Source organism: Streptomyces sp. RKAG290 (assembly GCF_023701695.1).
Taxonomy (GTDB): Bacteria; Actinomycetota; Actinomycetes; order Streptomycetales; family Streptomycetaceae; genus Streptomyces.
The window spans coordinates 7,199,617-7,215,034 of sequence record NZ_JAJOZC010000001.1; the positions used below are offsets into that span (position 1 = coordinate 7,199,617).

The 15,418-nt window shown below is 72.4% G+C and carries 11 protein-coding genes and 2 pseudogenes; 10 read left to right on the plus strand and 3 right to left on the minus strand.

Annotated elements, in window-relative coordinates:
- Positions 1-91: 91 nt before the first annotated feature.
- The gene (locus tag LNW71_RS31850; RefSeq protein WP_250971344.1) at positions 92-1,207 is read right to left on the minus strand and encodes a chemotaxis protein; all 1,116 of its coding nucleotides are present in this window, start codon (positions 1,205-1,207) and stop codon (positions 92-94) included.
- 120 nt (positions 1,208-1,327) lie between these two features.
- Between LNW71_RS31850 and LNW71_RS31855 the strand changes: the two genes are divergently transcribed.
- The 3 genes from LNW71_RS31855 (at position 1,328) to glsA (ending at position 3,841) form a co-directional block, all read left to right on the plus strand.
- A complete protein-coding gene (locus LNW71_RS31855) occupies positions 1,328-1,822 on the plus strand; it encodes a DUF1269 domain-containing protein (protein ID WP_250971345.1) in 495 nt (164 codons plus the stop codon).
- A 166-nt stretch (positions 1,823-1,988) separates the two neighbouring features.
- On the plus strand, positions 1,989-2,489 hold the full coding sequence (locus LNW71_RS31860) for a hypothetical protein (protein WP_250971346.1): 501 nt from the start codon (positions 1,989-1,991) through the stop codon (positions 2,487-2,489).
- 14 nt (positions 2,490-2,503) lie between these two features.
- Positions 2,504-3,841 carry a glutaminase A gene (glsA, locus tag LNW71_RS31865; RefSeq protein ID WP_250971347.1) on the plus strand — a complete coding sequence of 446 codons (1,338 nt, stop codon included), beginning with the start codon at positions 2,504-2,506 and terminating at the stop codon, positions 3,839-3,841.
- 110 nt (positions 3,842-3,951) lie between these two features.
- On the opposite strand, the gene LNW71_RS31870 is transcribed toward glsA, so the two are convergent.
- Entirely contained in the window at positions 3,952-4,776 is an 825-nt protein-coding gene (locus LNW71_RS31870) for an endonuclease I family protein (RefSeq protein ID WP_250971348.1), read from the minus strand.
- A gap of 252 nt (positions 4,777-5,028) precedes the next feature.
- On the opposite strand from LNW71_RS31870, the gene LNW71_RS31875 reads away from it, so the two are divergent.
- From LNW71_RS31875 to LNW71_RS31905, 7 genes and pseudogenes are all read left to right on the plus strand, one after another.
- Complete coding sequence (locus LNW71_RS31875) at positions 5,029-5,229, plus strand: hypothetical protein (RefSeq protein WP_250971349.1); 201 nt, start codon at positions 5,029-5,031, stop codon at positions 5,227-5,229.
- A gap of 104 nt (positions 5,230-5,333) precedes the next feature.
- A complete protein-coding gene (locus tag LNW71_RS31880; RefSeq protein ID WP_250971350.1) occupies positions 5,334-6,491 on the plus strand; it encodes a methyltransferase in 1,158 nt (385 codons plus the stop codon).
- 105 nt (positions 6,492-6,596) lie between these two features.
- On the plus strand, positions 6,597-7,775 hold the full coding sequence (locus LNW71_RS31885) for an acyl-CoA dehydrogenase family protein (RefSeq protein WP_250971351.1): 1,179 nt from the start codon (positions 6,597-6,599) through the stop codon (positions 7,773-7,775).
- Positions 7,776-7,915: 140 nt separating this feature from the next.
- A pseudogene (locus LNW71_RS31890) lies at positions 7,916-9,573 on the plus strand (sigma-70 family RNA polymerase sigma factor).
- A gap of 82 nt (positions 9,574-9,655) precedes the next feature.
- The gene (locus tag LNW71_RS31895; RefSeq protein ID WP_250971352.1) at positions 9,656-10,543 is read left to right on the plus strand and encodes an oxygenase MpaB family protein; all 888 of its coding nucleotides are present in this window, start codon (positions 9,656-9,658) and stop codon (positions 10,541-10,543) included.
- Positions 10,544-10,569: 26 nt separating this feature from the next.
- On the plus strand, positions 10,570-12,837 hold the full coding sequence (locus tag LNW71_RS31900) for a serine/threonine-protein kinase (RefSeq protein ID WP_250972224.1): 2,268 nt from the start codon (positions 10,570-10,572) through the stop codon (positions 12,835-12,837).
- Between the two features lie 58 nt (positions 12,838-12,895).
- Entirely contained in the window at positions 12,896-14,440 is a 1,545-nt protein-coding gene (locus tag LNW71_RS31905; protein WP_250971353.1) for an NAD(P)/FAD-dependent oxidoreductase, read from the plus strand.
- Positions 14,441-14,450: 10 nt separating this feature from the next.
- On the opposite strand, the pseudogene LNW71_RS31910 reads toward LNW71_RS31905, so the two are convergent.
- Positions 14,451-15,412: pseudogene (locus LNW71_RS31910) on the minus strand (acetylxylan esterase).
- Positions 15,413-15,418: the final 6 nt, after the last annotated feature.

Consider the following 15,418-nt stretch of genomic DNA (forward strand, 5'->3'; position numbering starts at 1 on the left):
GGCCGGCAGAGCCTTCGTCATCGCCGAACGCCCCTTGACGTTCTTGTGCTTCGCCTGCGCGGCCCACGGTGTCGGGCCGCCGCGGGCCGCGTCAGTAGCGCAGCGTCGCCGCGATCCGCCCGTGCGCCTTGAGCGAGTCGTCCGCGACGAACACCACCTCGGCTCCGCTGTCCAGCGCCGCCTCGACCAGCTCGTCCACGACGTCCTCGCGCACCCTCTCGTCCGCCGGGTCCGCGGCGTCCCCGCTCACCGGCTCCAGGTGCTCCGCGGCGACCCGGACCGTCTGCTGGTAGTGCTCCTCCACCGCCACCAGTCCGGCGCGCGCCTCCCGTACGGCGGCCCACACCTCGTCTAGGCCGCCGGCGAACGCGTGACGGCCGCGCGCCTCGTCCAGCTTGCCTTCGATCTCCGCGGCGAACCGCTTCTGCCGGGCCTCCAGTGCGGGCCGCAGCTCGCTGAGCAGGCCGGCGGGGGTGGTGTCGGCCGGCGCGCCCTTGGTGACCCGGCCGACCGCCGACCCGGTGCTCTCACCGACTTCGTCCAGCAGTGCGAGCGCCGGTGCGAGACCGACCAGATAGAGCGGGCGCGGATCCGTGGCCAGGACCCCGCGCAGCGTCTCGTCCACCGTGCGCAGGAACTGACGGGTCTCCTCGTCGGTGAAGGTGCTCGGGGTGTCGCCGATCCGCTCCTCGCGCTGCGGGTTCGGCGCCTCGCGCGGCGCCTTCAGCGGAAAGCCGCCGATGTGCTCCTCGTGCGCGGCGTCGGCCGTGCCACTGAACAGGGACGCGTGGTCGGCGGAGACGGTGAGCGCCCAGAACGGCTGCGCCTGGGCCTTGGCGGCGACCAGGTTGCGGGTCAGATAGGTGTCGCTCAGCACGACGCGTTCGGGGGCGGTGCGCGGAAGCTGCCAGATCCGGTACTCGTCCGCCGTCACGAGGACGACCAGTGAGTCCAGGGCCCGGCGCGCATCGATCTCGGTGACCGCCCGGTCGAGCTGCTGCTTGACGGCGGTGCACGCCTCGCGGCCGACGCGGGGGTCGGCGTCGAGCCGGCTGCCGGCCGCGGTCACCAGATTGCGCAGCCGGACGGCGTCCTGGGCGTTGTCCGGTGCACGACGGTGGGTGGGCATCGTCAGGGACAGCGCGGGATAGGGCCTGGCGGCCCGGAGCTCCTGCAACAGGCCGGCGGTCAGGGCGTCCGTGTCCATCAGTTCCCTCCCGGGGATCGTGCCTACTGCTGTGCTGAGTGGGTGATTCGACGAGTCAATTCATACCTTTTGATCCTAATATGGGCGAATTGGTGATTCCGGGGCCAGGAGGTATGCGCGATGTCCACGCTCACCGTGTGGAAGTTCCGGTCGGCCGAAGGTGCGGAGGGCGTGGAGGCGACGCTGAAGTCCCTTCAGAGGGAAGGGCTGATCAAGATCCTGGACGCCGCCGTGGTGAGCTGGCCCGAGGGCCGGGCGAAGCCGCGGACGAAGCAGTTGCTCAACCTGGTCGGTGCGGGTGCGCTGAGCGGCACGTTCTGGGGGATGCTCTTCGGGCTGATCTTCCTGATGCCGCTGCTGGGCGCCGCCATCGGCGCGGCCGCCGGGGCGCTGGGCGGCAAGCTGGCCGACATCGGCATCGACGACGAGTTCATCGCCGAGGTCAAGGAGAAGGTCACGCCGGGGACCTCGGCGCTGTTCCTCCTCACCATGAACGAGGTGCCCGACCGGATCAGTGAGGCCCTCCCCGGCGGTGGGGCCGAGCTCCTCCACAGCAATCTCGACTCCGTGAGCGAGGCCCGGCTCCGCGACGTCTTCGGTGAGGACGCGGCTTGATCCGCCGGGAGGGCGCCGCGTCCCCCGGGCCCTCCCGCCGTGTCCCCCGGTACCTCCGCACCCTTCCCGTGCTTCCCACTTCCGAGCAGACGGAGCGTTCCGTGAACCAGACCAGCCCCGTGCGGCGCACCCTCGGCGGCCGCGCAGCCCGAAGCCTGACCCCGCGGTGCTGGCCGCGGTGATCGTGGCCGGCGCCGCCGCCTGCGACAGTTCCGACACCTCCTCGCAGGGCACGGCCAGAAGCACCCGCACGGTCTCGGCGGAACCGGCCGCGTCCCCGAAGGCCACCCGGAGCCCGCGCACCCAGCAGGACTTCGCGGCCTCGGTCTCCGCCGAGGCGGAGCGCAGCCGGCAGCAGGCCGCCAAGATGCTCAAGGGTGTCGAGGGGAAGGGTGACGCGGTCAAGGACGTGTCCGTCAACGGCCTGCCGGTCAAGGCCTCCGAAGAGGTCCGCAGCGCCCTCGTCCGGGTGACCAACCGCACCGGCAAGGCCGCCTTCTACGCGGTCCGGGTGGAGTTCGTCGACTCCGACGGCAAGGTCCTGGACACCGTGGTGCTCGGCCTGGCGGACGTCCCGCCCGGCCGTACGGTGAGCCGGCACGCCGACAGCCGCAAGGCCGCGGGCGTCAAGACGTTCCCGCGGATCGCCCAGGCCGAGCGCGGCTGACGGCCGGTGCCAGGGTGAGCGCCGCCACCGACGCGGTCACGGAGGCGCTGCGTGACCTGCACTCCCGGTTCGCCGGGGTCGACGAGGGTGAGATCGCCGACTACATCCCGCAACTGGCCCTGGCCGACCCGGACGCCTTCGGGCTGGCCCTCATCAGCATGGACGGCCACCGGTACAGCATCGGCGACGCCGAGGTGCCGTTCACCATCCAGTCCGTGTCGAAACCGTTCGTCTATGCCCTGGCCCTGTCCGTTCTCGGACTCGACGAGGTGTCCCGCTGGGTGAACGCCGAGCCCAGCGGCGAGGCGTTCAACGCCATCAGCCTGGAACGCGGCACGGGACGTCCGGACAACGCCATGGTCAACGCGGGCGCCATCGTGACCACCGCCCTGATCCCCGACACCTCGCGCACTCCCCGGTTCGAGCGCATCCTCGACTGTCTGAGCCGGTTCGCCGGCCGGATGCTCGACGTCGACGAGCAGGTGTACGCCTCCGAGGCGTACACCGGGGACCGCAACCGGGCCCTGGCCTACCTCATCCGCAGCACCGGGCCGCTTCCGGTGGATCCGGTGGCGGCGGTGGAGACGTACTTCAGGCAGTGCTCGGTACGGGTCACGGCGATGGATCTCGCCGCCATGGCGGCGACCCTGGCGCACGGCGGGGTCAACCCGCTCAACGGGGACAGGGTGGTCGCGGAGTCGGTCGCCGCCCAGGTGCTCGCCGTGATGGCGACGTGCGGCATGTACGACGCCTCCGGCGACTGGCTGCTCCGGGTGGGGCTGCCGGCCAAGAGCGGGGTGTCCGGCGGTCTGATCGCCGCGGGTCCCGCCCGGTTCGGACTGGCGACGTACAGTCCGCTCCTCGACCCGGCCGGGACCTCCGTACGCGGACACCTGGCCATCGGCTCGCTGTCGCAGCGGTTCGGCCTGCACCTCATGAACAATCCGGCGCTGCCGGGGTCCACCGTCACCGGCGTCACCACCGCCGAGGACCTGCCGGTCGAGCCGGCGGGGGAGCGGGAGAGCGCCCGGCGCGGGCGGGCTGCGATCGTCACGGCCCAGGGTGCGCTGGACTTCACCGCGGCGGAGCGGGTGCTGCACGCGCTGGACGAGCCGGAACCGGAAGGAACCGTCGCCGTGGTCCTGGACCTGCTCCGGGTGACGGACATCGACACCGTGGCCCGGGCGATGCTGCGCAGCGGACTCGCCCGCCTCGCCGCGGACGGCCGGCGCACGGCCGTGGCCGACCCGGACGGCCGTCTCCGGGAGCCGGGCGAGGACGGTGTGGCTCCCCACTGCTTCGCCACCCTTGAGCAGGCGGTGGCCTGGGCCACGAGGGAACCGGCCGACTGAGCGGTGGCGCGAGCACGGTCACGGCGGACCGGCACGGGCAGCCCCGGGTCCGGTCCGGGCCGTCCGCGGGCCACGTCGTCGGGCGGCGCGCCCGACGACGTGACTGCCGTCTACCAGATGGCGTCCACCCATTCGGGGTGGTCGATGAACGGGTTCCGGTTGTGCTGGAACTGGTCGAATATGACGTCGTTGCGCCGCTGTTCGAAGGTGTCCGGCGGGTCCTGCTCGCTCCAGGCCTTCAGCGCGGAGAGCCGGCCGATGTTCGGCGCGGAGCCGTTGGACGTCGAGTCGTTGGGTTCGAGATCGGCGAAGGAGTCGTCGCCCTCGTACCGCACCGCCATGTAGAAGATCATGCGGGCGACGTCGCCCTTGACGGCGTCGCGGGGTTCGAAGGAGTCGCTGTCGGTGTAGTTGCCGGGTGCCTCGGCGACCTCGCTGCCGCCGTTGTCGAAGTCCTTGTTGCCGCGGGTGGAGTTGACCGACACGTCTTCGGGGCGCAGGTGGTGGATGTCGGTGCCCGGGCCGGTGGCCGTACCGAAGTCGCCGTGCGACTTGGCCCAGACGTGCTCCCGGTTCCACTGGTCGACGCCGCCGCCGTTGTCGCTCTTGGGGTCGGAGCGGCCGGAGTAGAGGAGGATCAGGTTCGAGGAGTTGGCCGGGTCCTCGTCCGTGACCTTGAGCGCGTCCCAGACCTGGGCGTAGGTGAGCTTGGACTGGTCGCTGATGATCGTGTGCAGGGCGCCCTTGAGGGCGGTGCCGGTCTTGCCGAGCGCGTCCTGGTAGTACGTGTCGTCCAGCGCGCCGAGCGGGGTGGCGGCGGCTGCCGGGGCCCGGGGCGTGTCGGCCGGTGCGGCTGCCGCGGTACCGCTGAGCACCGCGAAGGCGGCGATCGTGGCCAGCAACGGGCGCCGGTAGGAAAGGTGACGACGGGACATGTGGGGTGTCCTCTCCGGAAATACGGGCACCGCGACGCCGTCACAGGGTGGGGGGCGGCTCCACGGTGGTCGTGTGGTACGTGGTCAGCGGGAGCCTTCCACACGCACCGTGACCGGTGTGTGAACGCTGCGTACCTATCATGTGCAGGTCAAGTGTGGGCGGGGTCCGGCCCACGACAAGGGGACGGGCCCGGCATCGGATGCGCCCCCGTCGGCGCGGGGCGAGAATTGCCGCAAGGACGAGGAGGCGGCATGAGCGACGAGCCCGAATCCGTATCCGCATCGCGGGGAGTGACCCCCGACAGCCTGTTGCACACCGGTGGGAGCGACAATCCGTCGGCGGAGGACCTGGTGCTCGCCTCCGGGCGGGACCTGACGCCGCAGACGCTCGAATGGGCCCGGCGCAAGCTGGCCGCGGAGGGCAGGGCGGCCATCGACAAGCAGCTGCCGTAGCCGCCGCGGCTGCCGCCTCGGCAGGGGTGCCCGGCCGCTTCCCGCCGTCACGGTGCCGGGAAGTGTGCGGGTGTCTCCCGCTGCTCGGTTAGCCTGAACTCACAATGAACCGTTTGACGACGTCAGGGGCCGGTTACGACCTCGCCCGATTCCCCGAGGACCCCCGCGACCCGTTCCGTGCCTGGGACGCGGCCGACGAATACCTGCTGCGGCACCTGGAGGGGATCGACGGAGCCGAACCGGTCGACCTGTCCGGCAGCGTGGCCGTGGTCGGCGACCGCTGGGGCGCCCTGAGCACGGTGCTGGCCGGACACCGGCCCGTACAGATCACGGACTCCTACCTCGCGCAGCGGGCGACAGCGGCGAACCTGGCACGCAACGGGCTCGCCGCCGACGCCGTGCGCCTGCTGTCCGCGCGCGACACCCCGCCGGACCGGATCGACGTGCTGCTCGTACGGGTGCCCAAGAGCCTCGCGCTCCTGGAGGACCAGCTGCACCGGCTCGCGCCCGCGGTCCACGCCGGCACCGTCGTCATCGGCACCGGCATGGTGAAGGAGATCCACACCTCCACCCTCAAGCTGATCGAGCGGATCATCGGCCCGACCCGCACCTCCCTCGCGGTCAAGAAGGCCCGGCTCATCCACTGCACCCCGGACCCGGCCCTGGCCCGCACGCCCAGCCCGTGGCCCCACCGCTACGACCTGCCCGAGGACGTCGGCGCTGTCGCGGGGCGCACCGTCGTCAACCACGCCGGGATCTTCTGCGCCGAGCGGCTCGACATCGGCACCCGCTTCTTCCTGAAGCACCTGCCGGTGCGCAGCGGCCCCGACCGCGTCGTCGACCTCGGCTGCGGCAACGGGGTCCTCGGCCTGGCCGCCGCACTGGCCAACCCCGAGGCCGCGGTCACCTTCATCGACGAGTCCTACCAGGCGGTCGCCTCGGCCGAGGCGACCTTCCGGGACAACGCCGGCGCCGATGCCGACGCCCGGTTCGTGGTCGGCGACAACCTGGCCGGCACCGCGCCCGGGAGCGTCGACCTGATCCTCAACAACCCGCCGTTCCACTCGCACCAGGCCACCACGGACGCGACCGCCCGGAACATGTTCCACGGGGCGCGTGCCGCGCTGCGCCAGGGCGGCGAACTGTGGGTCGTGGGCAACCGCCATCTCGGCTACCACACCCAGCTGCGCCGGACGTTCGGCAACTGCACCACGGTGGCGGGCGACCCCAAGTTCGTGGTGCTGCGCGCCGTGAAACGCTGACGCCCGCCGCCCGGCGCACCGTGCCCCTTCCGGATTCTTGCAACACGTTCTACTGTGTGCGCCGCCGCACACGGGCGACGCGACCGCGAGACTCCTGGAGGGGCCGTGCACCTCGAATACACGCCTGAGCAGCAGCAGTTGCGTACCGAACTGCGCACCTACTTCGCCGGCCTGGTCCCCGACAACGCGTACGCGCGTTACGCCGACCCCGCGGCGCAGAAGCGCTTCTACCGGGAGACCATCCGGCGCCTGGGCACCGACGGCTGGCTCGGCGTCGGCTGGCCCACCGAGTACGGCGGGCGCGGCCTGTCACCGATGGAACAGTTCATCTTCTTCGACGAGGCCGCCCAGGCCGGTGTGCCGCTGCCGCTGATGGCCCTCAACACCGTCGGCCCGACGATCATGCAGTTCGGCACCGACGAGCAGAAGGCCTACTTCCTGCCCAAGGTCCTCGCCGGAGAGATCGACTTCGCGATCGGCTACAGCGAACCCGACGCGGGCACCGACCTCGCCGCCCTGAAGACCCGGGCGGTGCGCGACGGCGACACCTACCTCGTCAACGGGCAGAAGATCTGGACGACCAACGGCGACACCGCCGACTGGGTCTGGCTCGCCGCCCGTACCGACCCCGACGCCCCGCCCCACAAGGGCATCACCATGCTCCTCGTCCCGACCTCCGACCCCGGCTACTCCTGCACCCTGATCAACACCCTCGCCTCGCACGACACCACCGCCAGCTACTACGAGAACATCCGCGTCCCCGTGTCCCGCCGGGTCGGCGAGGAGAACAAGGGCTGGCGGCTCATCACCAACCAGCTCAACCACGAACGCGTCACCCTCGCCGCCCACGGCACCATGGCCATCCGCGCCCTGCACAACGTCCGGCGCTGGGCCGCCGAGACCAGGCTCGCCGACGGCCGCCGCGTCATCGACCTCGGCTGGGTCCGCGCCCGCCTCGCCCGCACCCACACCCGGCTCGACGCCATGAAACTCCTCAACTGGCAGATGGTGTCGGCCGTGCAGGACCACACCCTCACCCCGCAGGACGCCTCCGCGGTCAAGGTCTACGGCTCCGAGGCGCGCCGCGACGCCTACGCCTGGCTCATGGAGGTCGTCGGCTCGGCGGGACCGCTCAAGGAGGGGTCGGCCGGCGCCGTGCTGCACGGCGAGCTCGAACGCGGATACCGGTCCGCCGTCATCTTCACCTTCGGCGGCGGCAACAACGAGATCCAGCGGGAGATCATCTCGTGGATCGGCCTCGGGATGCCGCGCGTACGACGCTGAGCGTGTGCCGGGCCCTGACGGACACCGGGTCGGGGCACATGCCGGAAAACCCGGTCGTGAAGAACTGATATCCGAGCCGCTTGCCGGGGTCTCCCAGCCATCGGGCATCATCAGCGGTCTACAGGACAGGGAACTTCTTCATGAGCCATCAGCACACGGTGGACCCGGCGGCACTGGTGACCGCCGCCCGCAAGGGGGACGCGAGGGCCAAGGACGCGCTGGCGAGCGCGTACCTCCCACTCGTCTACAACATCGTGGGCCGCGCGTTGAACGGTTCGCCGGACGTGGACGACGTCGTGCAGGACAGCATGCTCCGCGCCTTGGACGGACTCGGAGGTCTGCGGGCCCCGGAGAGTTTCCGCTCCTGGCTGGTGGCGATAGCGATGAACCAGATCCGCACGTACTGGCAGAGCCGCAACGGAGCGCCGGGCACGCTGGAGGAGGCCGGGCAGGTGGCCGACCCCGGGGCCGATTTCGTCGATCTGACGATGATGCGCCTGCAATTGTCCGGGCAGCGTCAGGAGACCGCGCGCGCCACGCGGTGGCTGGAGCCGGAGGACCGGGGCCTGCTGTCGCTGTGGTGGCTGGAGTGCGCGGGGGAGCTGACCCGTACCGAGGTCGCCGAGGCACTGGAGCTCTCGCCGCAGTACGCGGCGGTCAGGGTGCAGCGGATGAAGGCCCAGCTGGAGACGTCCCGCGTCGTCGTGCGGGCGCTCGACGCGCAGCCGCCGTGCGAGGAGCTCCGCGGGGTCCTCGTGGCGTGGGACGGCCGCCCCTCGGCACTGTGGCGCAAGCGCATAGCCCGGCACGCCCGGGACTGCCTGCGGTGTGCCGGACTCCGGAGCGGCCTGATGCCCGCCGAAGGTCTGCTGGCGGGGCTGGCACTGGTCGCCGTGCCCGTGAGTCTGCTCGCGCTGTGGCCCGCGCAGGACGGGATGACACCCGTCGCCGCCGCCTACGCGCTCGGTGCCACTGCGGGCGACGGCGCGGTACCCGCCGGGCCCGGCCGCCACCGTTCCCCGGCGGGCGGAACGCGGGCGGGCGGGGAACCACGCGCGCCGACGCGCGACGGCGCCGGCGGACCGTCCGGCGACGGGTGGTCGGCGGCGCGGTACTGGCGGCGTGCATGACCGGCGGGGGCCTGTGGTACGCGTCCCTCGGGCCCGGTACCGGGAGCGACAACGACGCGGCGTCGCGCACCTCGGCGGAGCCCGTCACCGATCTCGCCGCCCCCGGGACCCCGGCCACCACGTCACCGTCGCCTTCCGTGTCCGCGTCGCCCTCGCCCTCGCCGTCCGCGAAGCGGAGCGCCTCCGCCGCCCCCGGCCGGAAACCGGGCAGGAGCGTCGCCCCGAAGCCGAAGGCAACAGCCACGCCGCAGGCGCCGAGCGCCCCCGCCGCGCAACCGGCCCCCGTGGGCACCGCGGCCCAGGTCGTCGCCCTGGTCAACAAGGAACGGGAGGCTGCCGGCTGCGGGCCGCTCAAGGAGGACGCCCAGCTCACGGACGCGGCACAGCGCCACTCCGACGACATGTCGGCCCGCGACTTCTTCGAGCACACCAACCCCGACGGCGCCGACCCCGGACGACGCGTCACCGACGCCGGGTACCGCTGGTCGACGTACGGCGAGAACATAGCCCGGGGCCAGCAGACGCCCGAATCGGTCATGGAGTCCTGGATGAACAGCCCTGGTCACCGCGCCAACATCCTCAACTGCGCCTTCAAGGACATCGGCATCGGTATCCACAAGGGCCCCGGCGGGCCGTGGTGGACACAGGACTTCGGCGCGAAGCTGTGACCGTGCCGAGGCCCTGCGATGCTTGGTGTTCCGGGGCCCCGGCCGGTGCGCCCGCACGCCGCCGAGCGGGAGGTACGCGCACATGACGGAAGCCGACCCGGGGCTCTTCGGACCCGAATCGGTCACCTGGCAGGTGCACGGTGACCCGATGATGTGGGTGGCGGGGGTGCGCGCCCTGTACCTCCAGGCGCTGCACCCGCGCGCGGTGCGCGGCGTGATGCAGAACTCCGACTTCCGCAAGGACGCCTGGGGCCGGCTGATGCGCACGGCCGGCTTCGTCGGAACCCTCACCTACGGCACCACCGAAGCCGCCGAGAAGGCGGGCGCCCGGGTCCGCCGGATCCACCGGCTCCTCAAGGTCACCGATCCGCGGACCGGTGAGACGTACGGCGTCGACGACCCCGCGCTGCTGCTGTGGGTCCACTGCGCCGAGGTCGACTCCTACCTCCAGGTCCAGCGCCGCTCCGGCTTCCCGCTCACCGACGCGCAGGCCGACCGCTACATCGACGAACACCGCCGCAGCGCCCGCCTCGTCGGACTCGACCCGGCCGGCGTGCCCGCGAGCACCGCGCAGCTGGCCGCCTACTTCGCGCGGGTACGCCCCGAACTGGCCGCCTCGCCGGACGCCCTGGACGTCGACGACTTCCTGCGACGGCCGCCCGTCCACCCCCTGCTCGTGCCGGCGCGCGCACTGCTGTGGCGGCACGTCGCGGCACTCGCCTACCAGTCGCTTCCCCCGTACGCCCATGAGCTGTACGGCAGGCCCGTGCCGCCGGCGGCCACCGTCGACCGCCGGCTGCGCACCGCCGGAAGGGTCCTTCGGGCCGTTCCGTCGCGGCTGCGCTGGCAGCTTCCGCCGGGTCACATCCTGAAGGCGATGGCACGCCTCGGTCCCGGCAGCCGCCCCACCCCGTACAAACTGAAGAGGCAGGCCATACTGGACGGGCCGGGGAGGGCGCAGCAACAGTAGGCGAAATGACGGGGGCGACAGCAGGGATGGCGGAAACCAGGCTGATCCAGAGCCGGTACCGGCTGCTCGATCTGATCGGGCGGGGCGGCATGGGCGAGGTGTGGCGTGCCCGCGACGAATCGCTCGGCCGCCAGGTCGCCGTCAAATGCCTCAAGCCGATGGGTCCCCAGCACGACCAGGACTTCACCCGCATCCTGCGCGAACGCTTCCGCCGTGAGGCGCGGGTCGCCGCCGCGCTCCAGCACCGGGGCGTCACCGTCGTCCACGACTTCGGCGAGCACGAGGGAGTGCTCTATCTGGTGATGGAGCTCCTGGACGGCCGCAATCTCAGCCAGCTCCTGGAGGACAACGAGCAGCACCCGCTGCCGGTCGACGACATCGTCGACATCGCCGAACAGGTCGCCGACGCCCTCGGCTACACCCATCAGCAGGGCATCGTCCATCGCGACCTCAAGCCCGCCAACATCATGCGGCTGGCCGACGGGACGGTGAAGATCTGCGACTTCGGCATAGCCAGGCTCGGCCACGACATCAGCGTCACTTCACGGCTCACCGGTGTCGGCATCGCCATGGGCACCCCGCACTACATGTCGCCCGAGCAGATCAGCGGCGGCCAGATCGACCACCGCAGCGACCTCTACTCGCTGGGCTGTGTGCTGTACGAGATCGCCACCGGAGCGCCGCCGTTCGACCTCGACGACGCCTGGGGCGTCCTCGTCGGACACCGCGACACCCAGCCGGAGCCGCTGCGCAGCCACCGGGCCGAACTCCCCGGATTCTTCGACCGCGTCGTCCTGGAGCTGCTCGCCAAGACCCCGGAACAGCGCCCCGCCGACGCGGGTGACCTGCGCCGCCGCATCGCCCTCGGCCGCACCGGCGAACAGCCCTACCTGGAGCCGACCGGTCAGGTCCTGCTCGCGCCGCCCGTCCCGGTCGCGCTCCCCGGCGGACCGGCCGGCCCCGCACCCCGGCTGCCCTCCTGGACCCGCGGCATGACGACCGGACACAAGGCGACGGGCGCCGTGAGCCCGGGACTTGCCCCGCCCGACCATTCGGCGGGCCTGACCGGCGCCTGGACCACCGGCACCGACCTGCGCTCCGGCACCGCGTCCGCACCGCAGGCCAGTACGGAGCGGCCCACGCCGCCGCCGGAACTCCTGTCCGTACTGGCCAACCGCCACAGCGCCGGCCTCAACCTGGCCCGGCTGGGCCACTGGGACGAGGCGGGCGAGGTCCACCGGGCGGTCGCCGCCGAACGCGAGCGCGCGCTGGGCCCCGACCACCCCGACACGCTCTCCAGCCGGTACGAGGTCGGCTTCACCCTCAGCCGCACCGGGCGCGCGGCGGACGCGCTGCGGGAGTTCGGCCGTGTCGCCCAGGGCCGCGAAGGCACGCTGGGCCCCGACCACCCCGAGACCCTCGCGGCCCGCCAGGAGATGGCGTACGTCCTGGGGCAGCTCGGCCGCCACTTCGAGGCCCACCAGGTGTACGCCGCCGTCCTCGCCTCCCGGGAACGCTCGATGGGCCCGGACCACCCCGACAGCCTGCGCTGCCGCCACAACCTGGCGTTCAACCTCAGCAGGCTCGGGCGGCTGGAGGACTCCTACCGCATGGCCGGTGAGGTGGCGGCGGCCCGCGCCCGGCTGCTCGGCGCCACCCACCCCGACACCCTGGTCACCCGCTACGAGGTCGGGTACACGCTGGGCCGGCTCGGCCGCTGGACGGAGGCCCTGCAGACCTACCGGGAAGTCGTCCAGGCCAGGTCGCAGGTGCTGGGAGCCGACCACCCCGACACCCTCGCGGCCCGCTACGAGGTCGGCATCAGCCTCGGCCGGCTGGGCCGCAGCGCCGAGGCCCTGGAGCTGTACCGCGCACTCGTCGACGACCGGGCCCGGGTCAGCGGCCCCGCCGACCCCGAGACCCTCCGCGCCCGCCACGGCCTGGGCGTCAACCTGGGCCGCCTGGCCCGCTGGGAAGAGGCCCTGGCCGAATCGCGCGAGGTGGCCGCGGTCCGTGAACGGACCCTGGGAGCCGACCACCTCGACACCCTGGTCAGCCGCCGCGAGGTCGCCGTCGGCCTCGGCTGGCTCGGCCGCTGGGCCGAGGCGCTCACCGTCTACCGGCAGGTGGCCGAGGTACGGACCCGGCTGCTCGGCGCCGACCACCCCGACGTACTCGCGAGCCGCAACGACGAGGCGCACTGCCTCGAACAGCTCGGCCGGGGGCAGGAAGCGGTCGAGCTGTACCGGCAGGTCGCGGCCCTGCGACAGCAGCGGGGCATGGCCCCGTCCTGAACCCGTGCTCCCCGGCGCACGCTCTGGCCAGGGCCCGTCGTCCGTGTTACCAAGGGGCATGCCCGTACCCGACAGCTACGACGTCGTCATCGTGGGCGGTGGCCACAACGGTCTCGTCGCCGCCGCCTACCTCGCCCGCGCGGGCCGGTCCGTCCTGGTGCTGGAACGCCTGGGAACCACCGGGGGAGCGGCCGTCTCGACCCGCCCCTTCGCGGGCGTGGACGCCCGGCTGTCGCGCTACTCCTACCTGGTGTCCCTGCTGCCGGGGAAGATCGTCCGCGATCTCGGCCTCGACTTCGCCGTGCGCAAGCGGACCGTGTCCTCCTACACCCCGGCCGTCCGTGACGGCCGCGCCACCGGGCTGCTCGTCGGCGGCGGCGGGACCCGCGACTCCTTCGCCGCCCTCACCGGCTCGGACCGGGAGTACGAGGCCTGGCAGCGCTTCTACGGCCGCACCGGAGAGGTCGCCCGGCGGGTCTTCCCCACCCTCACCGAACCGCTGCCCACCCGCGACGCGCTGCGTGAGCGGATCGATGACGACGACTCCTGGCGGATGCTGTTCGAGGACCCCATCGGGGTCGCCGTCGAGGAGAACTTCGACGACGACCTCGTGCGCGGCGTCGTACTCACCGACGCCCTGATCGGCACCTTCGCCGACGCGCACGATCCCTCGCTGCTCCAGAACCGCTGTTTCCTCTACCACGTCATCGGCGGCGGCACCGGCGACTGGGACGTGCCGGTCGGCGGGATGGGGGCGCTCACCGACGCCCTCGCCGGCGCCGCCCGTGCGGCCGGTGCGCAGATCCGCACCGGACATGAAGCGGTCCGTATCGACACCGACGGCACACACGCCGAGGTGACGGTACGGGCGGACGGCGGCGAGCGCACCGTCGGGGCACGCCGCGTCCTGGTCAACGCCTCGCCCGAGGCACTCGCCGCCCTGCTCGGCGACGAACCGCCGGCGCCCGCCGAGGGGGCCCAGCTGAAGGTGAACATGCTGCTCACCCGGCTGCCCCGGCTGCGCGACCGGTCCGTGGACCCACGTGAGGCGTTCGCCGGGACCTTCCACATCGCCGAGGGGTACGGACAACTGGCCGACGCCTACCGGGACGCTGCGGCGGGCCGGCTGCCCGCCGCCCCGCCGTCCGAGATCTACTGCCACTCGCTGACGGACCCCTCGATCCTCGGCCCCGGCCTCGCGGCCCGCGGCTGGCAGACCCTCACCCTCTTCGGCGTGCACACCCCCGCCCGGCTCTTCGCCGCGGACAACGAGGCGACGCGCGCCACCCTGCTCAAGGCCACACTCGCCGAACTCGACGCCCACCTGGAGGAGCCGATCGCCGACTGCCTGGCGCTCGACGGGAACGGCGAGCCGTGCATCGAGGCGAAGACACCGTTGGACCTGGAACACGACCTGCGGCTGCCCGGCGGTCACATCTTCCATCGGGACCTCGCCTTCCCGTACGCCACGCCGGCCACCGGCCGCTGGGGCGTGGAGACCGCGCACGCCAACGTGCTGCTGTGCGGGGCCGGCGCGGTGCGCGGCGGCGGGGTGAGCGGGGTCCCCGGCCACAACGCCGCGATGGCGGCGCTGGGCCGGTGACCGCGGCCCGCTACTGCCCGAACGCGCCGCGCAGGGCCTCGATCTTGCGCGGCAGGTCGTACTCCGCGCCGCCCTCGTGCCCGTTGTAGGTGAACACCTCGATCTGCGCCGGCCCCGCATAGCGGTGGTAGGCGGCGAACACCGTGGACGACGGGCAGATCTTGTCCATCAGTCCTACCGAGAACCACGCCGGAGCGGTGGCCCGCGCCGCGAAGTTCACCCCGTCGAAGTAGGACAGGGTCTCCATCGCCTCGTCGATCCGGAAGCGGTGACCGGACAGCCAGCGGGCGATCTCCGCGTACGGCCCGGCGTCCGTGATCTGGGAGGCGCGCCGGTAGTGGCAGAGGAACGGCACATCGGCGACGGCTGCCACGACGTCGTCCCGCAGCCCGGCCACGGCGAGCGCGAGGCCGCCGCCCTGACTGCCGCCGAGGACCGCGACCCGGGAGGCGTCCACGGCGGCATGGGACTTCGCCGCGTCCACGGCCCGCACCGCGTCCGTGATCAGCCGGCGGTAGTAGTGCCGGTACGGGTCCTCGATGCCCCGGGTCAGGAAGCCGGGGGAGGAGGAGCCGTTCCCGTCCGGGCCGATGTCCACGGTGTCGGCGGTGTTCTTGCCGCCGCCGCCCTGTCCGCGGTTGTCCATGACCAGATGGGCGTAGCCCAGTGCGCTCCAGGTGAGCCAGGAGTACGGGATGCCCCGGCCGCCGTTGTAGCCGATGTACTGCACGACCGCCGGCAGCGGCCCCGAACGGCCCGGGGCAGCATCAGCCACGCCTTCACCGGCTGTCCGCCCCAGCCGCGGAACGTCACGTCGAAGACATCGACGGTGGCGAACCCGGCGTCGTACGGGACGAACTCGGCGTCCAGGCCGTGCCGGGCCGTCTCGGTGAGGGTCTTCTCCCAGAAGGCGTCGAAGTCGGCCGGTTCCTCCGGCTCCGGCCGGTAGTCGCGCAGCCGGTCCAGTGGCATGTCGAA

Bases quoted from the DNA above. Each gene is read 5' to 3' on its own strand.
- LNW71_RS31895 (WP_250971352.1), top strand. From the start codon at position 9,656: ATGACGGAAGCCGACCCGGGGCTCTTCGGACCCGAATCGGTCACCTGG.
- LNW71_RS31850 (WP_250971344.1), bottom strand. From the start codon at position 1,207: ATGGACACGGACGCCCTGACCGCCGGCCTGTTGCAGGAGCTCCGGGCC.
- LNW71_RS31880 (WP_250971350.1), top strand. From the start codon at position 5,334: ATGAACCGTTTGACGACGTCAGGGGCCGGTTACGACCTCGCCCGATTC.
- LNW71_RS31855 (WP_250971345.1), top strand. From the start codon at position 1,328: ATGTCCACGCTCACCGTGTGGAAGTTCCGGTCGGCCGAAGGTGCGGAG.
- LNW71_RS31875 (WP_250971349.1), top strand. From the start codon at position 5,029: ATGAGCGACGAGCCCGAATCCGTATCCGCATCGCGGGGAGTGACCCCC.
- LNW71_RS31900 (WP_250972224.1), top strand. From the start codon at position 10,570: ATGGCGGAAACCAGGCTGATCCAGAGCCGGTACCGGCTGCTCGATCTG.
- LNW71_RS31905 (WP_250971353.1), top strand. From the start codon at position 12,896: ATGCCCGTACCCGACAGCTACGACGTCGTCATCGTGGGCGGTGGCCAC.
- LNW71_RS31870 (WP_250971348.1), bottom strand. From the start codon at position 4,776: ATGTCCCGTCGTCACCTTTCCTACCGGCGCCCGTTGCTGGCCACGATC.